This is a genomic window from Brevibacillus fortis (assembly GCF_003013395.1).
GTDB classification, from domain to species: domain Bacteria; phylum Bacillota; class Bacilli; order Brevibacillales; family Brevibacillaceae; genus Brevibacillus; species Brevibacillus fortis.
Window position 1 is genome coordinate 67,127 of sequence record NZ_PXZM01000013.1, and the last position, 17,664, is coordinate 84,790.

Here is a 17,664-nt window from a genome sequence, read left to right on the forward strand (position 1 = left end):
GGTCGAATCCAATCAAAACAAAAGAACAGTGGGAATTTACTCCCGCTGTTCTTTCTGTTTTAGGGGATCGCCATGTTCCAATGGGCTGATCAGCAGCCACTCCCTTTTCTCCCAACTGACAAAATCATCTTCCCACTTTACTTGGAAGCGGTCCTCCTCAATATGAATGACGACTCCCTTGGCCCCATCCTTTACATATACGACCAGATCTCCCACTTGTATCACCACTCATCGCCGCCCATTACCCGAGTCTAAAGATGATTCCGTGTCCACCCTTCGGATACACCCATTTGATATTTTCGTACGGGCAACCAATGCGGCAGCTCCCGCACTCGTGACACCCTTCGTAACCGACGTGCATCCGCACTTCTTCCCATTTGTATACTTCCGCAGGACAGAAGATCGTACAGAGCTTATCAGGGCATTGTGTCGCACAAACATCTGCGGAGAGCACATGCAGATGTGACTGCGTATCCGCTTTGAAGCGCACGAGATACTGCTTCTCTTCGATTGATTGCCCCTTCGGTAGATCCTGCATCACTTCATCACCCTCCACGCATTCATCAAATCACGCGCCATTTTCCATTTGTCCTTCGCAGAGCCGAGGCCGTTCCAGATTTTTTTCTGCTTGCTCCATTTCGAGCTGCCATCAACCGTAAACATCTGACTCGCAGCTTTGTTCATCATCGGAATATACTGTTCGAAATACTGTGGGAATTTTTCAAAGTGATGCGTTGCGTCCTTGTACTTTTTCAAATCTTGACCGACAAAGCTGTTCAACAGATTGATTCGGTATCCGTCGAGCATTTTTTCAGAATAGTCCCCCGCCTCTTTTGCCGCTAGGATCGTTTCCGCCGCCATGACACCAGATGCCATTGCCATATTCGAACCCTCTCGATGGATCGCATTGACGAGCTGGGCAGCATCTCCTACGACTAGTACACCATTGCCGACAATTTTGGGAATGGAACGATATCCACCCTCAGGAATCAGGTGCGCCAAGTATTCTTGCTGCTCACAGCCTTGGATATACGGCCGAATCATCGGGTGATTCTTCACATAGTCCAACAACTCATACGGCTTGATCTTATTTTTGATCAGACCCGACAGCATCGTCCCTACGCCAATGTTCAAGCTGTCCTTATTCGTATACAACCAAGCCGTCCCCAAAATCCCTTTGGTCGAATCCCCGAATATTTCAATCGTACACCCGTGATCGCCCTCCAAGTTAAAGCGATCCTCGATTATTTTGCGATCCAGCTTCAGTACTTCCATGACAGCGAGCGCTACTTCATCAGGGCGAAACTCTTTGTGGAAACCTAACGATTTTGCCAACAAGGAGTTGACGCCGTCTGCCAGAACGACAACATCTGCGTATAGATCTCCATCCGGTCGATCTGTTTTTACACCGACTACCTTGCCATTTTCCACAATGCACTGCAAAGCGACTGTCTCATTGAGCAAAAGCGCTCCCTGTTGCACGGCTTTATCTGCAAACCATTGGTCAAATTTTGCCCGTAGCACCGTGAAATTGTTGTAGGGTTCCTGGGCCCACTCCATACCTTTATAGCTGAAATTGATGGCTGATTCCTTATCGAGCATCATGAACCGCTGCTCGACGATCGGCCGTTCAACTGGCGCTTCCTTGTAAAATTCGGGGATGATGTCTTCCATCGTTTTGCGATACAAAACACCTCCCATGACGTTTTTGGAACCCGGATATTCCCCGCGCTCCATCAACAGTACATTTACACCCGCTTTAGCAAGTGTATAAGCACAAGCGGTTCCAGCCGGACCTGCTCCGACAATAATCACATCAAATTTCTCAGCCATACGTTACCTCCTTGTCCGGCTCCTTTTGGAAAGCTTCAATGAGCAATGGCACAATTTCAAAAGCATCACCGACAATACCGTAGTGACAAGATTGGAAGATGAGTGCATTCGGATCTTTATTGATGGCAATGATCAATCCCGAGTTGCGCATGCCGACCAAATGCTGGATCGCTCCCGATATGCCGATAGCAAAGTAAATTTTTGGCGTGACAGTCACTCCCGTCTGACCTACCTGATGCTCATGATCGATCCATCCTGCTTCCACCGCATCTCTGCTGGCTCCGACGGTTGCCCCTATTCGTTCTGCGAAGCGATGAATAAGTGAAAAGCCTTCCTTGCTTCCAAGTCCCTTGCCACCAGCGACGATCACATCCGCCTCATCCAACCGCACCTTTTCCTTCGTCTCCCGGACGATTTTCAGTACTTTTGTGCGTATGTCTTCTTCACGCAGCTCCATGCTTTCTTCGATGATCTCTCCTGTACGTGACTCGTCTGGCTCAATCGCTTTCATGACTTTTGGGCGAACGGTCGCCATTTGCGGCCGATGTTTTTTGCACAAAATGGTCGCCATGATGTTACCGCCAAAAGCTGGACGGCTTGCCTCCAATAAACCTGTCTCCGCGTTCACATCGAGCATGGTTGTATCCGCGGTCAGACCTGTCTCCAAGTCTGTCGCGACAGCGCTCGCCAAATCTTTTCCGGTTGAAGTCGCCCCGTACAAGATGACTTCGGGCTTGTGCTTTTGGACACATTCGATGACTGCCCGCATGTAGGACTCTGTTCGATAATCATGAAAAATCATGTGATCGTATACATACACTTGGTCCGCACCGTATGGAAACGCAGCGTGGGCCAACTCCCTGATTCCATCTCCGATTAATAAACCGGCAAGCGGCACGCCTCGCTTGTCAGCCATTTGTCTTCCCGCCCCCAGCAACTCGAGTGATACAGGCGCGATACAACCGTCACTCACCTCTAAATACACCCAGATGCCACGAAAATCATCTAGATTCATATCTGCTCCTCCTTCACCCGAAACAGTCGCTGTTTATCGTGCAAAATTTCCATCAAGCGTGCGATTTGCTCGCTGACACTACCTTCGAGCATTTCGCCACCCTTTGGCTTATCTGGGGGCCAAACTTTTGCGACGATGGTAGGAGAGCCCTTCAGACCTAACTGCGTTCGATCGATATCCCCCAAGTCATCGACGGACCAGACGACGGGATTATATCTAGCAGCTCGAAGCATGTTTGGTAACGGAGAATAAGGCACCTCGTTAATCTCCTTCTCCACAGAAAACAAACAAGGCAAGGTCGACTGAATGACTTCATAACCATCCTCCAGCTTTCGATGCACGATGGCGAAACCTTGCTCTTTGTTTATCTCCACTACTTTTTTCACACATGTAAGCGGTGGAATATCCAACCGTCTTGCGACACCCGGTCCTACTTGTCCCGTATCACCGTCGATGGTCATCTTCCCGCAAATGACGAGGTCGACTGGCTGGCTTTCTGCAATCTTCTCAATGGCTTTGGTAATCGCATAGCTGGTTGCCAATGTGTCTGCTCCGGCAAATGCACGGTCCGTTACCAGATAGCCGGCGTCTGCTCCGATTTCGATACATTTTCGAATGGCCTTCACCGCTGGCGGCGGTCCCATCGTGACGACCGAGACTACACCCCCATATCGATTTTTCAACCGAACGGCTTCCTCCACCGCATGTGCATCATACGGGTTGAGAATGGCTGGCGCACTGGCGCGGTCCATCGTATTTGTCTTCGGATTCATCTTGATGATTTTGGTGTCCGGCACTTGCTTAATGCAAGCAACAATATGCAGCATGATTGATCCCCCCTTGCTGCCGGGCGCGATTCCTATGCCTGTACAAAAGGTTGTCTTTCTTACGCGCAATTACCACAGGCAGCTTGTCGTTCATTGTTATAGCCTATTGCGATGTAGCCGAGCTTAGACCAGTAATCATAGAAACGAAAAAGACGCCAAGCATCAGCTTGGCGCTGTGTGGCGTCTTTTGGCTTATGAATTAATCTTTATCAATGGAGAACTCAACAGAAGCATCCGTGAACTTTTTGTTTACTCTTTTCAGCTTAATTTGCAAACCGATTTGCGGCAGGATTTTTCCGATTTCCGGTACTTCCGGCATTGAGTAGTCCTCACTGTCTTTAAACTCCTTAACGCCTTTCAACGGCTCGTATTTCATCGTTCCTATAATGTAATCCAGATCCATTCCGGATGTTTTGTTTGGACTAAACGCAGCATCGTTCACCTGATAGCGGGAGTCTGCAATTGCCTTCTTGTTACCCTCATCATTGTTCCAGTAACGTACTTCCTGATGGGCATCTACTACACCGAGCAAGCCGTAACCTGGATGTTGGCTCGTATTGTTGTCACGGGTTCTTTCGAAGCGACCATCAAAGTACCAGATCACCATACCTGGATCATACGTGAAGAAAGAGTCGTTGCGGCGGAAGTACTTCAGTCCAGCGTCAATTCCTTCGTGAGAGCGCAGCTCAACCAGGTAGTACGCATCGTACATTTTCCCTTTTCCATCGAAGTGGCTGAAGCCGTCCAATTTGAACTTCTTCTCACCCTCTGCATCATCCGCAAAGATGACTTGTCCATCTGCCACTACTTCAAAATTATCGAGATAGAAGCCATCCAACACGTAAGCAACATCCGTTACATAGTTAAACTCGACTTGCACTTTTTTTCCAGCAAACTCATTCAGGCTGATTTCTTCTTTGTCCCAGCCTTTTGTTACGTCATCGAATTTCTGCACTTCTTTTTTCTCACCAGTATCCGCATCGATCACATTGACGTACAGGTAGTCATAACCTGTCTCAATGCTTCTCCACGAATCGAATTTCATTGTTGCGGAGCTGACCCCTGTCAAATCGATCACATCAGAAGTCATTTTTGTGTTCAGTTTGTTTCCTTCATCCGAGAAGTACGAGTATCCACCATCTTTTGGCTCAACCGGCGGTTTCTTTTCCACTTTCGGCATATTCAGCTTGACGACTTTTCCGCTTTTCTCGATGCTGCTCGCATCAATGAGCGAAACCGTTTTCTTGCGCTTTTCTAAATCTTTGTAGTCTACAACAGTCGGAGAAATCCAGTTGCCGCCAAACATTTGTTGTAGAACCATTTTGGACCAAGGATCAAGGCCAGTTGGTTCCGTTTGGAAAACTTTACCTGTATGGCTACCAGACGACATGAGGGACCAAGCACCTACTGGCGAATCTTTTCCAGCTCTTGATGTGTCATACAAGTCTGGCAAACCGAGATTGTGTCCGTATTCGTGTGTGAATACACCTGGTGCACCATCTTCAGGCTGGATCATGTAATCAAACGCTTTGAGGCTTGTGCCTGGAATATCCACTGGTTTTTTCAAGGTCCAACGGTGAGACCAGATCGCATCTGGGTCTTCTCCTGTCTCTTCCCCGATCCCTGCATGAACGAGCATGAGGTTGTCCAGATTGCCATCCGGCTCCATCAGGTCTCCATCGCCATCAAAGTCATAGGGATCGCGTTGATCGTACAATTCCTCTTTCCCAGAAATGGATTCCCCAACTGCCGCAAGTGTCTCGATTACCAGATCGCGCGGATTGGAATCGTCACCGGCCTTGGAGTTTTCTCCATAATACTTGTAGCTATTCTCTGCCATTTGCCACGGCGTTACCACACCATCAACCGTCCACGTTCTTCCCGATTGCAGATAGAAGTATTTCGACATCGTTGTCATGCTAATTCCTTCAGGAGTTTTGTATCCATTCTGATCAAACAGCATCTCTTTATAATGCTTTTCGTTGAAGTCTTCCGTCCAAAGCGAGTCACTCACTTTTGGCAACTGGTTATGCTCCCGATCAGGGAACTCGATAAGAGCAACAACGATGTTATCGGTATGTAGTCGTTTGGAAGAACGCAATTCATCGCCGTCCTCCATCTCTGCCACTTTTTGCACAGCGTCAGCCAATGCTGCTTGCTGACCTCTGCTGGCTTCCTTACCGTAAGAGGAGGATTCGTCAATGCCGTGCGGTACTTTTTTGTCTTCCAAGTACTCGAGCAACGCCTCGTCAATCTCTTCCTGATCGGCATCTTCATCAATGATACCTTGTTCGATTAACCCCTTAATCAGCCTTTCGAGGTTAACAGTGGACAAATCTACATGCAGGTCATGCTTGTCCTCTTTTGATTTGGCCAAACCCGTTGCTGGAACAGCCACGAAAGAACTGAGCACGAGTGAGGAAGAAAATAAAACGGATAAGAACTTCTTGCTTTTCTTCACTACGGTTCACCCTCTTTTTCTATCTATTTGTGATGCATCGGAAAAATTAAACCCCCAATTCCGACTATTCATAATTATTACGTGATACGTAATCTTTGCCAAATTTTTTCCTTCGACAAAAAAACCTTCCCGTTCAAAAGAAATTGCTCACTAAGGCTATCGACCTACTTGCAACAAGTGCCGAATTTTCGGCTAATCATTTATACATAGGGTCTCTATTTGATATATGCTTGTTGTGTCTACTGTCTAAAGACCCACAAAAAACATAGCGAGTTTTGTCGAAAAAACTCGATATTTTTCGGTAAATGATTCCTTTCGTCTCCTCCTCTTTCTTGCAAAACAACTCGATTATCGGTACGATCGAATAAAAATGCTCGTGTTTTCCCATGGAGGATTTTGATGCTGCAAACATTTGGTTTTTCTCTGTATGAGAGTAAAGTTTATGAAGCGTTGGCGTCTAGCGGCGAGCCTCTCGATGCGGCAATGGTCGTGAAGCATTCGGGGGTGCCGAAGGCGAAAATTTACGAGGTGTTGAATCGTCTGGTTGAGAAGGGGATGGTCCTTGACACCGTTTCGGAAAAGAAAAAGCGGTATACGGCCCTTCCTCTGGACAGCCTGGTAGAAAAGCTGACCCGACAATTTCAAACGGACGTCAAAAAATTGACCAGCTCCCTTTCTCATAAAACCGTACGCGATGACCGAGTCTGGAGCCTGAAGGTTGACGAATCGATACGCGCGGAATGCAAACAATTGATCCAACGAGCAACACGGGCTATTCGTATCTCTGCCTGGGCCGATGATTTTTTTGAATATGTACCTCTACTGGAGATGAAAGAAAAGGAAGGGGTGGAGATCGAAGCCTTAGTGATCGGGCAGATTAACACCAAGCTTTCCTGTGTTCATTCCTTTATCCCTGTGCAAGAGCATCAAGGATTGGAGCGCTATCAGCTAATCGTAGCGGACCAAGATGAAATGATTTTTGCCGGCGAGGAAGACACGGGCTGGCATGCGATCAAGACACGCGGTCAACCGTTCGTCAAATTTTTTGCCGATTCTTTTTACCATGATGTCGCACTGACAAAAATCACCCAAAAATATGTGGATCAACTGTTTGACGATGAAGAAATCCGTGAGATGATCATCCGTCTCCGTTACTGACAATACCTGGACTTTGGCTTTTGGCCAGAGTCTTTTCTATTTGTATGGAGAAATTTCTAGTTGCACAAGGCGAAAAAGGTTACTATTATGGTAGTAACCTTTTTAATTGAGAGGAGCTATTGTTATGAATCCACGTGTCTTCATCCTAGCGATTGCTACCTTTGTCGTAGGTACGGTGGAATTGATTATCGGTGGTACCCTCGATCTGATTGCTCGTGATCTTCAGGTGTCGATTAGCGCTGCCGGACAATTAATCACCATTTTCTCGCTTGCATTTGCTGTTGCCGCTCCTCTGCTCCTGCATGCTACACGGCGTGTCGAGCGCAAAAAGCTATATTTATATGCATTAGCCGCCTTTTTCTTGAGTAATGTGCTCGCAGCACTTAGTCCGGGCTACGCTGTATTAATGACGGCGCGCATCTTAAGTGCAGCAAGCAGTTCCATCCTGATAGTGCTGTCGATTACCATTGCGACGAGTCTTGTGGAACCTGCCTATCGCGGCCGTGCCATTGGCGTTATTTTCATGGGGATCAGCGGTTCACTCGTTCTCGGCGTCCCTGTCGGACTGGCTCTGGGCAATGCCTTCGGATGGCGTGCCCCGTTTTGGCTGATTGCGGCTCTTAGTGTCATCGCGATGATTTTTATTCTCTTGTTTTTGCCAAAAGTTCAAACTGCACCGCCGATTCCGCTGCGTGATCAAATCACTACCCTCCGTAGCAGCAAGCTATTCAGCGCATTGTTTATCGTCTTGTTAATGCTGACAGGTCACTTGACGCTGTATGCATACTTTACCCCTTATTTGCAAACGACGATGAATGTGGACGGAACTACACTGAGCTGGATTTATCTCTTGTTCGGGATTGCTGCCGTTGCAGGCGGTGGTATTGGCGGTTGGATTTCAGACAAATGGGGAGCAACCAAGAGCATCCTGTTCATCATTCCAGTATTTGGCTTGATCATGTGTATCTTGCCGTTTTTTACAGGTTCGCTGTATTTGTTCTTGCCCATCATGGTCATTTGGAGCGCGCTTAGCTGGGCTATCTCGCCAGCACAGCAAAACTATTTGATCTCCTGCTCACCTGCTACCGCAGACATTCAATTAAGCTTGAACACTTCTGCCCAGCATTTAGGTATCGCCCTTGGCTCTCTGGCTGGCGGTCTCGTCGTCGAGCGGTCATCTGTCATCTACACGCCATGGGTTGGAGCAGTGTTCGTCCTACTTTCGTTCGGGTTTGCCTTTTACTCGATCTCACGTCCATTTCAAGCACAGGAAAGCCAAGTAGCGCAGCCTACGCCAGGACAAAATGCATAGCGACTCACAAAAGCAAAAAGCCGTCAAATCATTGACGGCTTTTTCTTTATCATCCTAGAATCGTTTTCGTTACTTGCCTATTTCACTGGTAACCAGACGGTAAATCTCGTGATTCCCCGCTCCGACCCAACCTCAATTTTCCCCTTGTACTTGTGAACAACTGCGTCTACGATCGTCAGACCCGTGCCGCGCGCGCCGCATTTTTTCTCTGTTTTCGTTGTAAAACCATTCTCGAAAATGCGTGCACGTTGTTCTGGTGATATTTCCGGTCCTGTATTTTCAACACGGAAAATAACCTGTTCTTCATCACAGCAAAAATAAATGCTGACTCGCTTTTCCCCATCCGCTAAATCAGCCGCTTCAATCGCATTATCAATCAGATTCGATAAAATTTTGATCAAATCAATGGAAGAAATGCTATCGATTGGATCAGAACACTCTTCAAATTGCATCACGATTTGTTTGGATTTGGCCTGCTCCCATTTGGTGTGAAGCAATACCATTAAGGCAGGATTCGCAAACCTCACGGTGAGGTCCAGAAGCTTGGTTTCTTTTAGCAGCGACTGCACGTAATCTCGTGCTTTTGGATAATATCCGCATTCGATCAATCCGTACAGCACTTGCATGTGATTGACGAAATCATGGCGTATGGAGCGCATCGAACAAATGACTGAGCGCAATTCATCCTGATAGGTTTCTTCCGTCTCGCCAACCGCTGCCTTGATGGCGCGTTGGTACCAGCGTTCCATGCAAAGAACCAGGAAGATCAGTATGACGACAAACAAACCTTGAATCGCAAAAACAGGAATGCTGTTACGAACGACATCATCTCCAATGTCCTCGACGATGGCTACGTCCGTATCTACTCCGATGATTCCGATGATTCTTCCTTCTCTATCTCTCAGCGGCGCACCTGCAGACATGTAGACCCCGTAATCTGGATCTCTGATAATCTCTGAGTAGTACGTTGATGATCCTTCGTAAATCGTTTGAATGTGCTCAGGAGATAGAACAATAGGAATACCAATATCAAAATTTTGCTTCGCATTTGGAGGCCTTGCGACGATCATCGCGCGACCACTCTGCCTGTCTTCACTGAGTTGAATCGTGTATAAATACAGTAGACCGAACTGCTCACGCGCTTGATTCAATTGCTGTTCGATTCGTTGATAGGCGGGGGTCTCTTTTACCGGATTTCGTAAAAACTCCTGGTACGCGTCAACATCTAGACTGTCTGCTACTGTAGAAGCAGCTTTCATGCTTTGATTCGCAATGGAGAGTCGGACGGATTGAATCGTATTGAAATAGGAAATCGCGATGCTTACACAAGTCAAGATCAAAACAAGGATGCCAGAAATGAGCATAATGATTAGTACTCTAGGATTTTTTGGTTGTGTTGGACTCGTCATAATCTCCTCAATCCATCTGTTCAAAAAACACGACTTTTTGAACATGTCTCTCTAATATTCTAGAGATTTCTACTGGAAATGTCTACATAATATGAATTTCGCTTCATTATAGTTCTCGAAATCATACATTGAATTATGATTCGGAATATTTTTATAATAAGACGAATACGAAATACCAATCTCTTTCCCTAGGAAAAAGGAGTGGGTTCGATGGAAGAAAAATGGTTTGCCCGACTGCAGGAGATTTATCCAGAGCTTGTTTCATTCAGACGTGATTTGCATATGTATCCCGAGCTTTCCTTTCAGGAGGAAAACACAGCGAAGAAAGTTGCGGACAAGCTGGCTTCTTTTGGTATAGAAGTACAAACGGGTGTCGGCGGCATGGGTGTTGTCGGTCTCCTGAGGGGTGGAAAGCCAGGAAAGACAGTTGCGTTGCGTGCTGACTTCGACGCCTTGCCCATTCAAGATGAAAAAGAAGTACCGTATAAGTCCCGCATTCCAGGCGTTATGCACGCTTGCGGTCACGATATACATACCTCAGGACTTTTGGGAGTCGCACAAGTATTGAGCGAGTTTCGCGATGAGCTCCCAGGAAATGTGGTATTCCTGCATCAGTTCGCAGAAGAGTTGCCACCTGGTGGCGCCAAAGCCATGGTAGAGGCGGGTTGCCTCGAAGGAGTCGATGTCGTGTATGGCGCGCACGTTGCCTCAGAGCTTCCCGTAGGCATTGTCGGGATCGGTCATGGCTACATTACGGCAGCAGCAGACAGCTTCGAGATCGTCTTGTATGGAAAAGGCGGACACGGTGCTTATCCTCATACCTCCGTTGATCCAATCGTATTGGGCAGTCAGGTTGTCATGAATTTGCAGCAGATTGCCAGCCGTCAGGTAGATCCGCTGAAACAAGTTGTCCTGTCTGTTTGCTCCTTCGTGGGCGGTGGCGAAGCGTTCAACGTCATTCCTGATCAAGTAAGGCTAAAGGGAACCGTCCGCACATATGACGAGGAAGTGAGAGTCGCTGTCGAGCAATCTCTGAAACGTATCGTGGAAGCCAGCTGCCAGGCAGTCGGCGCTACTTGCGAAATCATGTACCAACGCGGCTACCCAGCTTCTTGGAACGATGAGACAGAGACTCCACTACTTGTAGCAGAAGCCAATCGTATTTTTGGTGAGGAGCGCGTACTAAAAATCCCACCAGGCATGGGCGGAGAAGATTTTGCTTACTTTGCCCAAGAGCGCCCCGCTACCTTCTTCATGGTCGGTGGACGCAACCCGGAGATTCAGGCGACGTATCCGCATCATCATCCCAAATTCGATGTCGATGAGCGCTCCATGATTCAAACTGGTCAGTTATTCATTGCAGCGTTACTTGCCTATCAGGCACGTCATCAATAAGCGATCAAAGTTAAAAGGCAAGGGCCTTAAGCTCCTTGCCTTTTTTTGCAGCCTCCGTACTCACACCTCATGACCGACAATCCAGTCCAGTCTTCTGCTATGGATACGGGCAGGAATCGATTTTAGCATGAAATGACGAGCAGCGATGGCCAGTGGATTTTCCCATTGGGTGACTGCCCCCATCAATCGGGAACCTTTCACAATCGCATTCGCCCGCTTCTTCCGTAGCTCTTCATACATGCGCAAAGCGTGAGCCGGGTCCTTGTCGAATTCTTCCAAGCATCTGGCCAGCACGAGTGCGTCTTCCATTCCCTGCCCCGCCCCTTGCCCCAGGTTCGGCAGCATCGGATGTGCCGCATCGCCTACTAATGTAACGCGGCCCTCACTCCACTTACTGAGTGGTGTACGGTCGTAAATATCATGCCGCAAGATGGCTGCATCCTCTGTTGCCTCAATCACTGCACGTACTGGCTCATACCAGCCGTCCAATCGCTGCAAAGTCTCTCGCTTCCGGCCCAGCGGTCCATCTTTTTCTCCCTCAGGTGCATTGATAGCGGCAAACCAATGAATTCGATTGTTGCCGATATGGGAAAACCCGAAGCGAATCCCCCTGCCCCATGCTTCAAAGCCTCCTCCTGATTCCAGTGGATAACGAGGGTCTTGGTAAGTAGCGATCCCGCGAATCGCAGTGTACCCTGAGTATCTCATCGACTCTTCACCGAACAGCTTCTTCCGAACATGAGAGTGTATGCCGTCCGCTCCGATCAGAATCGCCCCATGTGTACTTGACCCATCTGCAAAAACGGCTTGAACCCCTTCCTCATCTTGAGAAAAAGAAATGAGCTGCTTGCCCAGAGCCAATTCCTGCGTCGAGATTTTTGCCAATAGAGTCTGCTGTAAATCCGCGCGATGAATCAAGTAGCTGTCAGCCCCGTACCGCTCTCTTTGTTCCGCAACAGGCAGCTCGACTAACAAATTACCCTTCCAGTCGCGAATTCGTGCGGAGCGGACAGCTGCCCCAAGCTCGCGTACTTCCTGTCCAACTCCCAGCTTATCCAATACCTTCATAGCATTGGCAGCCAAAACGATTCCAGCACCGATGCCTTTATGCTCCTTTGCCTGCTCATAAAGCGTCACTTGCCAGCCCATTTGCTTCAAGGCAAGCGCTGATGCGAGCCCGCTCAACCCAGCCCCGATGATCAGCGCGTTTTTTTCTTTGCTCATCGCCTTTTCTCCTATTAGAAAAGATTCATACTCAAATACCGCTCGCCTGTATCAGGCGCAATGCAAACGACCCGCTTCCCCACTCCCAATCTTTTTGCAATCGTGATGGCAGCAGAGACCGAGGCACCCGATGAAGGACCGACAAGAATCCCTTCCAACGCTGCAAGCTGCCGCATGCTTTGTAGGGCGTCTTCGTCTGCGATTTGAATGATTTCATTATAGATGCTTGTATTGAGGATTTGTGGGACAAAACCAGGGCTCGTGCCTACCAGTTTATGTGGACCAGGCTTTCCGCCTGACAGAACCGGGGAGCCTTTTGGTTCGACGACTGCGATATACAGCTCCGGGAGCTTTTCGCGCAATGCTTCACCTGTTCCGGTAATCGTTCCACCTGTCCCAGCTGTGGCAACAAACGCATCTAGTTGACCATTCGTTTGCGCAAAAATTTCCTCTGCCGTCGTCGTTCGATGGATGTCCGGGTTCGCCTGATTCTCGAATTGCTGAGGAATAAAGCTGCGTGGAATCTCTTTTTGCAGCTCCTGCGCTTTGGCAATCGCTCCCGGCATTCTCAGCTCGCTCGGTGTCAAAACAACCTCTGCCCCATACGCTTTCAAAATATTGATCCGTTCCTTCGACATATTGTCAGGCATGACCAAAATCGCGCGATAGCCTTTTGCTGCGGCATTCATCGCCAAGCCGATTCCGGTATTGCCGCTCGTCGGCTCTATGATCGTATCCCCCGGTTGGATCAGTCCCGCTTGCTCAGCCGTCAAAATCAGATTGTAGGCAGCGCGGTCCTTCACACTCCCGGACGGATTGAATTTCTCCAACTTCACAAAAACTTCTGCTGCTCCTTCAGGAACCATGCGCCTCAGTCGAACCATCGGCGTATTTCCAATCAATTCGGTAATGTTCTGGTAGACGCTCATTGTACTCCTCCTGGAAAATTTGCCTTAATGACTATCTCTTAGTAATACTATAAGAATAATACAATTTTTCCGACCTGAAAACGATAAGGGTGCTCAAATGGGAAAAAGCTCCCGAATGAGAGCCTTTTTCCTGTCTAAAAACCATACTTTGCTTTTGTCTGATTCAGGACATCCGCTGCTTGTTGATACAGACTGTTCGCCGATGCTTTCACTTTTGCTTGCCCGCTTTTGTCCACCGAGCCTTGGCGCTGCTTCGCCTGAACGATGGAATCAGTCGCCGTCTTGACTGCCGCATTGATCGCTTTTTCCCGCTTCTCGGCACCCGGCACGCTCGCTTTGACTTCCGCCCAAATCGTTTGGATATCCTTCATGTCGGTCTCCATGATAGCGATCATTTCCTGCATGTTTTTATTTTTATCCTGGATCGAGCCATCCATGGTGTTCATCCCATCGACCAGCACCTTCATACTGCCCAGCGTTCCTTGCATGACCTCGAATTCCATCTTGCTCAAGCCTGGCTGCTTCGAATAAGTACGAATCTCGTCCAAAAGTCTTTGCAGCTCCGCTATTTGATCGTTTGAAAACTGCGCTTCATCCGTAAATTGTAGCTCGTCCAAATACTTTGCCGTTTCAATCAGATCAGCCTCTAGCTTTCCTGTCTGTTCTATTTTTTTGGCGAAGTCGACACGTGCCGCTTCTTTGACTCTTTGTTCTGCTACTTCTTTCTTTTTTACTTCCGCTTCTTCGTTGGTCCGCTTGGTTAATGTCGCCAATTTGCTTTCGTACGCGCTTTTGTTTGTGGCAACAAGACTCGTCAGTCCCTTATTCTCTTCCATAAGCAGCCCGTCAAATTGGAGCTCGTCACCCTTCACTGTGCCGATGATATCCTGACCAGTTGCCGGATTTTTGAGAGTCAGCTGCTTACCATCCAGCGTTCCTTCCAACAAGATCGACTCAGTTTTCAGAACAGGGATACTGTCTTCCGTTTCGACGATGGAATCCGTCATTTCAACGTTTACTTTCTCGTTATTCACCTTGACACTCGTGTATAGCATGCGTGAATCGTCCTCGTACAAATACCCTTCCGCCAGTGTCACAGGACCAAAGAAACGATAGCCTTCGTATCCCAGCAATGCGACGATGACCAGAGCCATGACGATCATGATGCTTTTGTTTTTTCCCTTCATGCTGCGACCCCTTTACCCACATTTTCTATTACGTTTGACCTGTTTTTCCTGCCAAAACGTGCCATAGTTTTATGATACATGAATCGCGGGGGAAAACCCTATGAGTCTAAAGGCCAAAACACTCATTAAAAGTACGTGTTCCCAAAATCGTGACTAAGATCGAGTGTTTGACCTTCTTCGATTGTAATGGTAGAGACCTGATATTTCTTATCCATTAGACTCATTGATAAAAATGCATCCCATTTTTGTATGTATGGTTTCAATTTTGTTATGGGATATTCATCCACAGGCAAGTCAATGTTACGAGTAGTTTGTTCGGATACAACCAAGACGTGGTATTCTCCAATCGGCAAGTTACCAATCTCGTAGTTTCCATACCCATTTGCTTTTACTGCAAATAATCCCGAGTTTTTTGGAGCTAAACCTATTGCAAATACCCCCTCCTCTACATCGGTAATCGTATTTTTATCAAAATCTGTACGAATGAGCAGAATCCTTGCATTCACATCCGGCTTCGTCCCAACAAAATCATTGTACTGCCACGTAATTGTACCCTTGAGTGATCCCTTTTGGGTAGGAAGTGCTGGTTGTTCTACTTGTCCTATGGCATTACTTTGTTGGCCTTGCGTTTCCACAGGATAAGCCGCTGGCATCGCCACGTCTGTTGCAGCATTTGACTGCTGATTTGTGCCCGCTTCCTGACCTGTAGACACCGGGCTTACGGGTGCAGGATGATTCGTTTCCTTTTTCGCTACGGGTCGCGCCCCTAGTAGATCATCAAGATTTTTCCCAGATAAATAGAAAATAGCGCCGCTGGCAATTCCGAGGATGATGGCAACTACCAATAAAAAAGTAAGAAGTTCTTTGAAAAATCCGGGCTTCTTCGCTGCTTTTGCTGTTTTGGCATCTGCCATGGTACCCCTCCGTCAGTCTCTCTATCAAGTTATGTGAAGATTTTCCAATCAATATTTTACCAATAGATAGATTCTAGGTCTAGGCTCCTATGACTCGCATTGCACAGGGAACAGGAAAAAGCCGATGTCTACCAAACATCGGCTTCTCGCACTCTCAATTCTTATACCTCAACCATTTCACGCTCGGACGGATAATACATGCCTGCTGCACCGAGCACTCCTGCTTCCGCTCCAATGGTGGTCAACTGGATGCTCGCTTGGTTTGCCATCCGGGAGATGGAGCGCTCGCGAATGACATTCTTCGCTTCATCTAATAACAACTGCCCATTCTTCATCACACCGCCACCAATGACGATCACCTGCGGATTGAACAGATGGATCAGATTGGTCAATCCGACCCCGAGATAATAACCAGCTTCCTTCATCAAAGTCATGCTGAGCAAATCTCCCCGAACCGCTGCCTCTCCGACCTCTCTAGCCGTTATCCTGCTCAGGTCATTCCCATTTTCCACGAGCAACGAGCTTGTAACGCCATGTAGGAGCTGCTCTCTTGCTCTGCTTGCCAAAGCCAGTCCAGACGTGTAATTTTCCAGGCAACCTCTATTCCCGCACACGCACAGCGGACCTTCCGGATCCAGCGAAATATGCCCGAACTCCCCGGCACTATCGCCAACACCTGTAATCAGCCGTCCTCCACTAATAATGCCAGCACCCACACCCGTACTGACCGTTACATAGATCAAGTCTTTCGTACCTCGTGCACTTCCAAACGCCCATTCAGCTACCGCTGCTGCATTGGCATCATTGATCAATTGCACAGCTACGCCGAATCGTTCTTGGAGCATCGCGCCGATCGGCACATCGCTCCAATTCAAATTGCTCGCAAAAATGACCATTTGACGCTGGGTATCAATAATGCCCGCAGTTGCAATTCCGATCCCGCGAATGCGAGAGAGATGGATGCCACTATCGTCTAGAACGTTTTGCACCAAATCACCGATGCGTCCGATGACTGCTGCCGCTGCCTCTTCTGTTTGTGTCGCTGCGCTCGCCTGACTGAGGATATTACCATGCTGGTCGACGATCGCGGCGATGATCTTCGTGCCTCCCAGATCAATCCCGATGGCATATGGTTTGTTTGGATTCATCTTACGCTTCACATCCTTGCTGTCCATTCACGATTGAAAAATGGCGTCCAACGCTTGGGACGTATGCGCGATCAATTGCTCAGGCAACTGGCTGTAAGGTGAGATTTCCGGGATGATGTAGCCCTCGTACCCAATCTCACGCAATGCTTCCACCACTCGGTTCCATGGAATATCGCCAGCGAGCAGTGGCACGAATCCGGTGATGTTGCCTGTCGACGTCTTGAAATCCTTCACGTGAATCGCTTGGATTCTCTTGCCCAAAATGCGAATCCATTGCTCAGGAAAACCGAATTGCAGCACGTTGCCTACATCAAAATAAGCGCCTACCCAAGGACTGACTACTTCATCGATCAAGCGGGCCATCTCCAGCGGACTGAGCAAAAACTTGTTCCATACGTTTTCTACCCCGATGTATACCTGATGCTGCTCCGCCTTTCTTGCCAAGCGCTGCAATGCTTCACGCGCCCGCTCATAGGCCGTATCATACGGCACCTCAGCCGTTACGAGACCTGGGACGACGAGGACGGTCCGTGAGCCAAAAATGCTTGCCGCCTCTATCATTTTCTCGACAACAAGAATGCCTTTCTCACGGATCGCTTCCTCATTGTGTGTCAACGGATATTTCCATAAGAGGGCAGTAGAGACGCTTGGCAGCTCCAATCCTAGTCCGCGAGCCTCGTCCGCCAGGCCTTTCAATTCCTGCTCTGTCATCTCTAGATGAAAGGGAGCATCTCCCTCGTCCAAATTCAGTTCTACGCCTCGGTAGCCATGTGCTTTCGCCTGGCGAAACATTTCTTGCACGCTCGTTTCCTTTGGGAAGCACCAAGCATTGATTCCCTTTTGAAAAGCCAT

General features: G+C 48.2%; 16 protein-coding genes. 3 read left to right on the forward strand and 13 right to left on the reverse strand.

Annotated features, from left to right (window positions below):
- Window positions 1-36: 36 nt before the first annotated feature.
- The 6 genes from C7R93_RS10080 to C7R93_RS10105 all read right to left on the reverse strand — a co-directional run bounded on the left by C7R93_RS10080 (window position 37) and on the right by C7R93_RS10105 (window position 6,136).
- Complete coding sequence (locus C7R93_RS10080) at window positions 37-225, reverse strand: hypothetical protein (protein WP_106838714.1); 189 nt, start codon at window positions 223-225, stop codon at window positions 37-39.
- Window positions 226-241: 16 nt separating this feature from the next.
- Window positions 242-538, reverse strand: coding sequence for a ferredoxin family protein (locus C7R93_RS10085; protein WP_106838684.1), 297 nt, complete (start codon window positions 536-538; stop codon window positions 242-244).
- Window positions 538-1,833: an FAD-dependent oxidoreductase gene (locus C7R93_RS10090; protein WP_106838685.1), complete on the reverse strand. Its 1,296-nt coding sequence runs from the start codon at window positions 1,831-1,833 to the stop codon at window positions 538-540. The genes C7R93_RS10085 and C7R93_RS10090 overlap by 1 nt, the downstream gene beginning before the upstream one ends.
- On the reverse strand, window positions 1,826-2,848 hold the full coding sequence (locus tag C7R93_RS10095) for an electron transfer flavoprotein subunit alpha/FixB family protein (RefSeq protein WP_106838686.1): 1,023 nt from the start codon (window positions 2,846-2,848) through the stop codon (window positions 1,826-1,828). The genes C7R93_RS10090 and C7R93_RS10095 overlap by 8 nt, the downstream gene beginning before the upstream one ends.
- Window positions 2,845-3,675: an electron transfer flavoprotein subunit beta/FixA family protein gene (locus C7R93_RS10100; protein ID WP_106838687.1), complete on the reverse strand. Its 831-nt coding sequence runs from the start codon at window positions 3,673-3,675 to the stop codon at window positions 2,845-2,847. Before C7R93_RS10100 ends, C7R93_RS10095 begins: the two co-directional genes overlap by 4 nt.
- 199 nt (window positions 3,676-3,874) lie before the next feature.
- Complete coding sequence (locus C7R93_RS10105; RefSeq protein WP_106838688.1) at window positions 3,875-6,136, reverse strand: immune inhibitor A domain-containing protein; 2,262 nt, start codon at window positions 6,134-6,136, stop codon at window positions 3,875-3,877.
- 399 nt (window positions 6,137-6,535) lie between these two features.
- On the opposite strand from C7R93_RS10105, the gene C7R93_RS10110 reads away from it, so the two are divergent.
- Both C7R93_RS10110 and C7R93_RS10115 read left to right on the forward strand, forming a co-directional pair.
- Window positions 6,536-7,294, forward strand: a complete 759-nt coding sequence (locus C7R93_RS10110; RefSeq protein WP_106838689.1) for a TrmB family transcriptional regulator — start codon at window positions 6,536-6,538, stop codon at window positions 7,292-7,294.
- A 124-nt stretch (window positions 7,295-7,418) separates the two neighbouring features.
- The gene (locus C7R93_RS10115) at window positions 7,419-8,606 is read left to right on the forward strand and encodes an MFS transporter (protein WP_106838690.1); all 1,188 of its coding nucleotides are present in this window, start codon (window positions 7,419-7,421) and stop codon (window positions 8,604-8,606) included.
- Between the two features lie 77 nt (window positions 8,607-8,683).
- Here the strand turns inward: C7R93_RS10115 and C7R93_RS10120 are convergent, their stop codons facing one another.
- On the reverse strand, window positions 8,684-10,015 hold the full coding sequence (locus C7R93_RS10120; RefSeq protein WP_208637811.1) for an ATP-binding protein: 1,332 nt from the start codon (window positions 10,013-10,015) through the stop codon (window positions 8,684-8,686).
- Window positions 10,016-10,225: 210 nt separating this feature from the next.
- Between C7R93_RS10120 and C7R93_RS10125 the strand changes: the two genes are divergently transcribed.
- The gene (locus tag C7R93_RS10125; protein ID WP_106838691.1) at window positions 10,226-11,410 is read left to right on the forward strand and encodes an amidohydrolase; all 1,185 of its coding nucleotides are present in this window, start codon (window positions 10,226-10,228) and stop codon (window positions 11,408-11,410) included.
- Window positions 11,411-11,470: 60 nt separating this feature from the next.
- Here C7R93_RS10125 and C7R93_RS10130 read toward each other — a convergent pair whose 3' ends face one another.
- From C7R93_RS10130 to C7R93_RS10155, 6 genes are all read right to left on the reverse strand, one after another.
- The gene (locus tag C7R93_RS10130; RefSeq protein WP_106838692.1) at window positions 11,471-12,634 is read right to left on the reverse strand and encodes an FAD-dependent monooxygenase; all 1,164 of its coding nucleotides are present in this window, start codon (window positions 12,632-12,634) and stop codon (window positions 11,471-11,473) included.
- A 14-nt stretch (window positions 12,635-12,648) separates the two neighbouring features.
- Window positions 12,649-13,563, reverse strand: coding sequence for a cysteine synthase A (cysK, locus tag C7R93_RS10135; RefSeq protein WP_106838693.1), 915 nt, complete (start codon window positions 13,561-13,563; stop codon window positions 12,649-12,651).
- 134 nt (window positions 13,564-13,697) lie between these two features.
- Window positions 13,698-14,750, reverse strand: coding sequence for a hypothetical protein (locus C7R93_RS10140; protein WP_106838694.1), 1,053 nt, complete (start codon window positions 14,748-14,750; stop codon window positions 13,698-13,700).
- Between the two features lie 125 nt (window positions 14,751-14,875).
- On the reverse strand, window positions 14,876-15,664 hold the full coding sequence (locus C7R93_RS10145; RefSeq protein WP_106838695.1) for a hypothetical protein: 789 nt from the start codon (window positions 15,662-15,664) through the stop codon (window positions 14,876-14,878).
- Between the two features lie 161 nt (window positions 15,665-15,825).
- Window positions 15,826-16,812 (reverse strand): ROK family protein, encoded by a 987-nt coding sequence (locus C7R93_RS10150; RefSeq protein WP_106838696.1) that lies wholly within the window; start codon window positions 16,810-16,812, stop codon window positions 15,826-15,828.
- Between the two features lie 27 nt (window positions 16,813-16,839).
- The gene (locus C7R93_RS10155) at window positions 16,840-17,664 is read right to left on the reverse strand and encodes a sugar phosphate isomerase/epimerase family protein (RefSeq protein WP_106838697.1); all 825 of its coding nucleotides are present in this window, start codon (window positions 17,662-17,664) and stop codon (window positions 16,840-16,842) included.

Coding starts and splice junctions, on each gene's coding strand:
- C7R93_RS10085 (WP_106838684.1), bottom strand. CDS start 538: ATGCAGGATCTACCGAAGGGGCAATCAATCGAAGAGAAGCAGTATCTC.
- C7R93_RS10090 (WP_106838685.1), bottom strand. CDS start 1,833: ATGGCTGAGAAATTTGATGTGATTATTGTCGGAGCAGGTCCGGCTGGA.
- C7R93_RS10095 (WP_106838686.1), bottom strand. CDS start 2,848: ATGAATCTAGATGATTTTCGTGGCATCTGGGTGTATTTAGAGGTGAGT.
- C7R93_RS10100 (WP_106838687.1), bottom strand. CDS start 3,675: ATGCTGCATATTGTTGCTTGCATTAAGCAAGTGCCGGACACCAAAATC.
- C7R93_RS10110 (WP_106838689.1), top strand. CDS start 6,536: ATGCTGCAAACATTTGGTTTTTCTCTGTATGAGAGTAAAGTTTATGAA.
- C7R93_RS10115 (WP_106838690.1), top strand. CDS start 7,419: ATGAATCCACGTGTCTTCATCCTAGCGATTGCTACCTTTGTCGTAGGT.
- C7R93_RS10120 (WP_208637811.1), bottom strand. CDS start 10,015: ATGACGAGTCCAACACAACCAAAAAATCCTAGAGTACTAATCATTATG.
- C7R93_RS10125 (WP_106838691.1), top strand. CDS start 10,226: ATGGAAGAAAAATGGTTTGCCCGACTGCAGGAGATTTATCCAGAGCTT.
- C7R93_RS10130 (WP_106838692.1), bottom strand. CDS start 12,634: ATGAGCAAAGAAAAAAACGCGCTGATCATCGGGGCTGGGTTGAGCGGG.
- cysK (WP_106838693.1), bottom strand. CDS start 13,563: ATGAGCGTCTACCAGAACATTACCGAATTGATTGGAAATACGCCGATG.
- C7R93_RS10140 (WP_106838694.1), bottom strand. CDS start 14,750: ATGAAGGGAAAAAACAAAAGCATCATGATCGTCATGGCTCTGGTCATC.
- C7R93_RS10145 (WP_106838695.1), bottom strand. CDS start 15,664: ATGGCAGATGCCAAAACAGCAAAAGCAGCGAAGAAGCCCGGATTTTTC.
- C7R93_RS10150 (WP_106838696.1), bottom strand. CDS start 16,812: ATGAATCCAAACAAACCATATGCCATCGGGATTGATCTGGGAGGCACG.
- C7R93_RS10155 (WP_106838697.1), bottom strand. CDS start 17,664: ATGGCTTTTCAAAAGGGAATCAATGCTTGGTGCTTCCCAAAGGAAACG.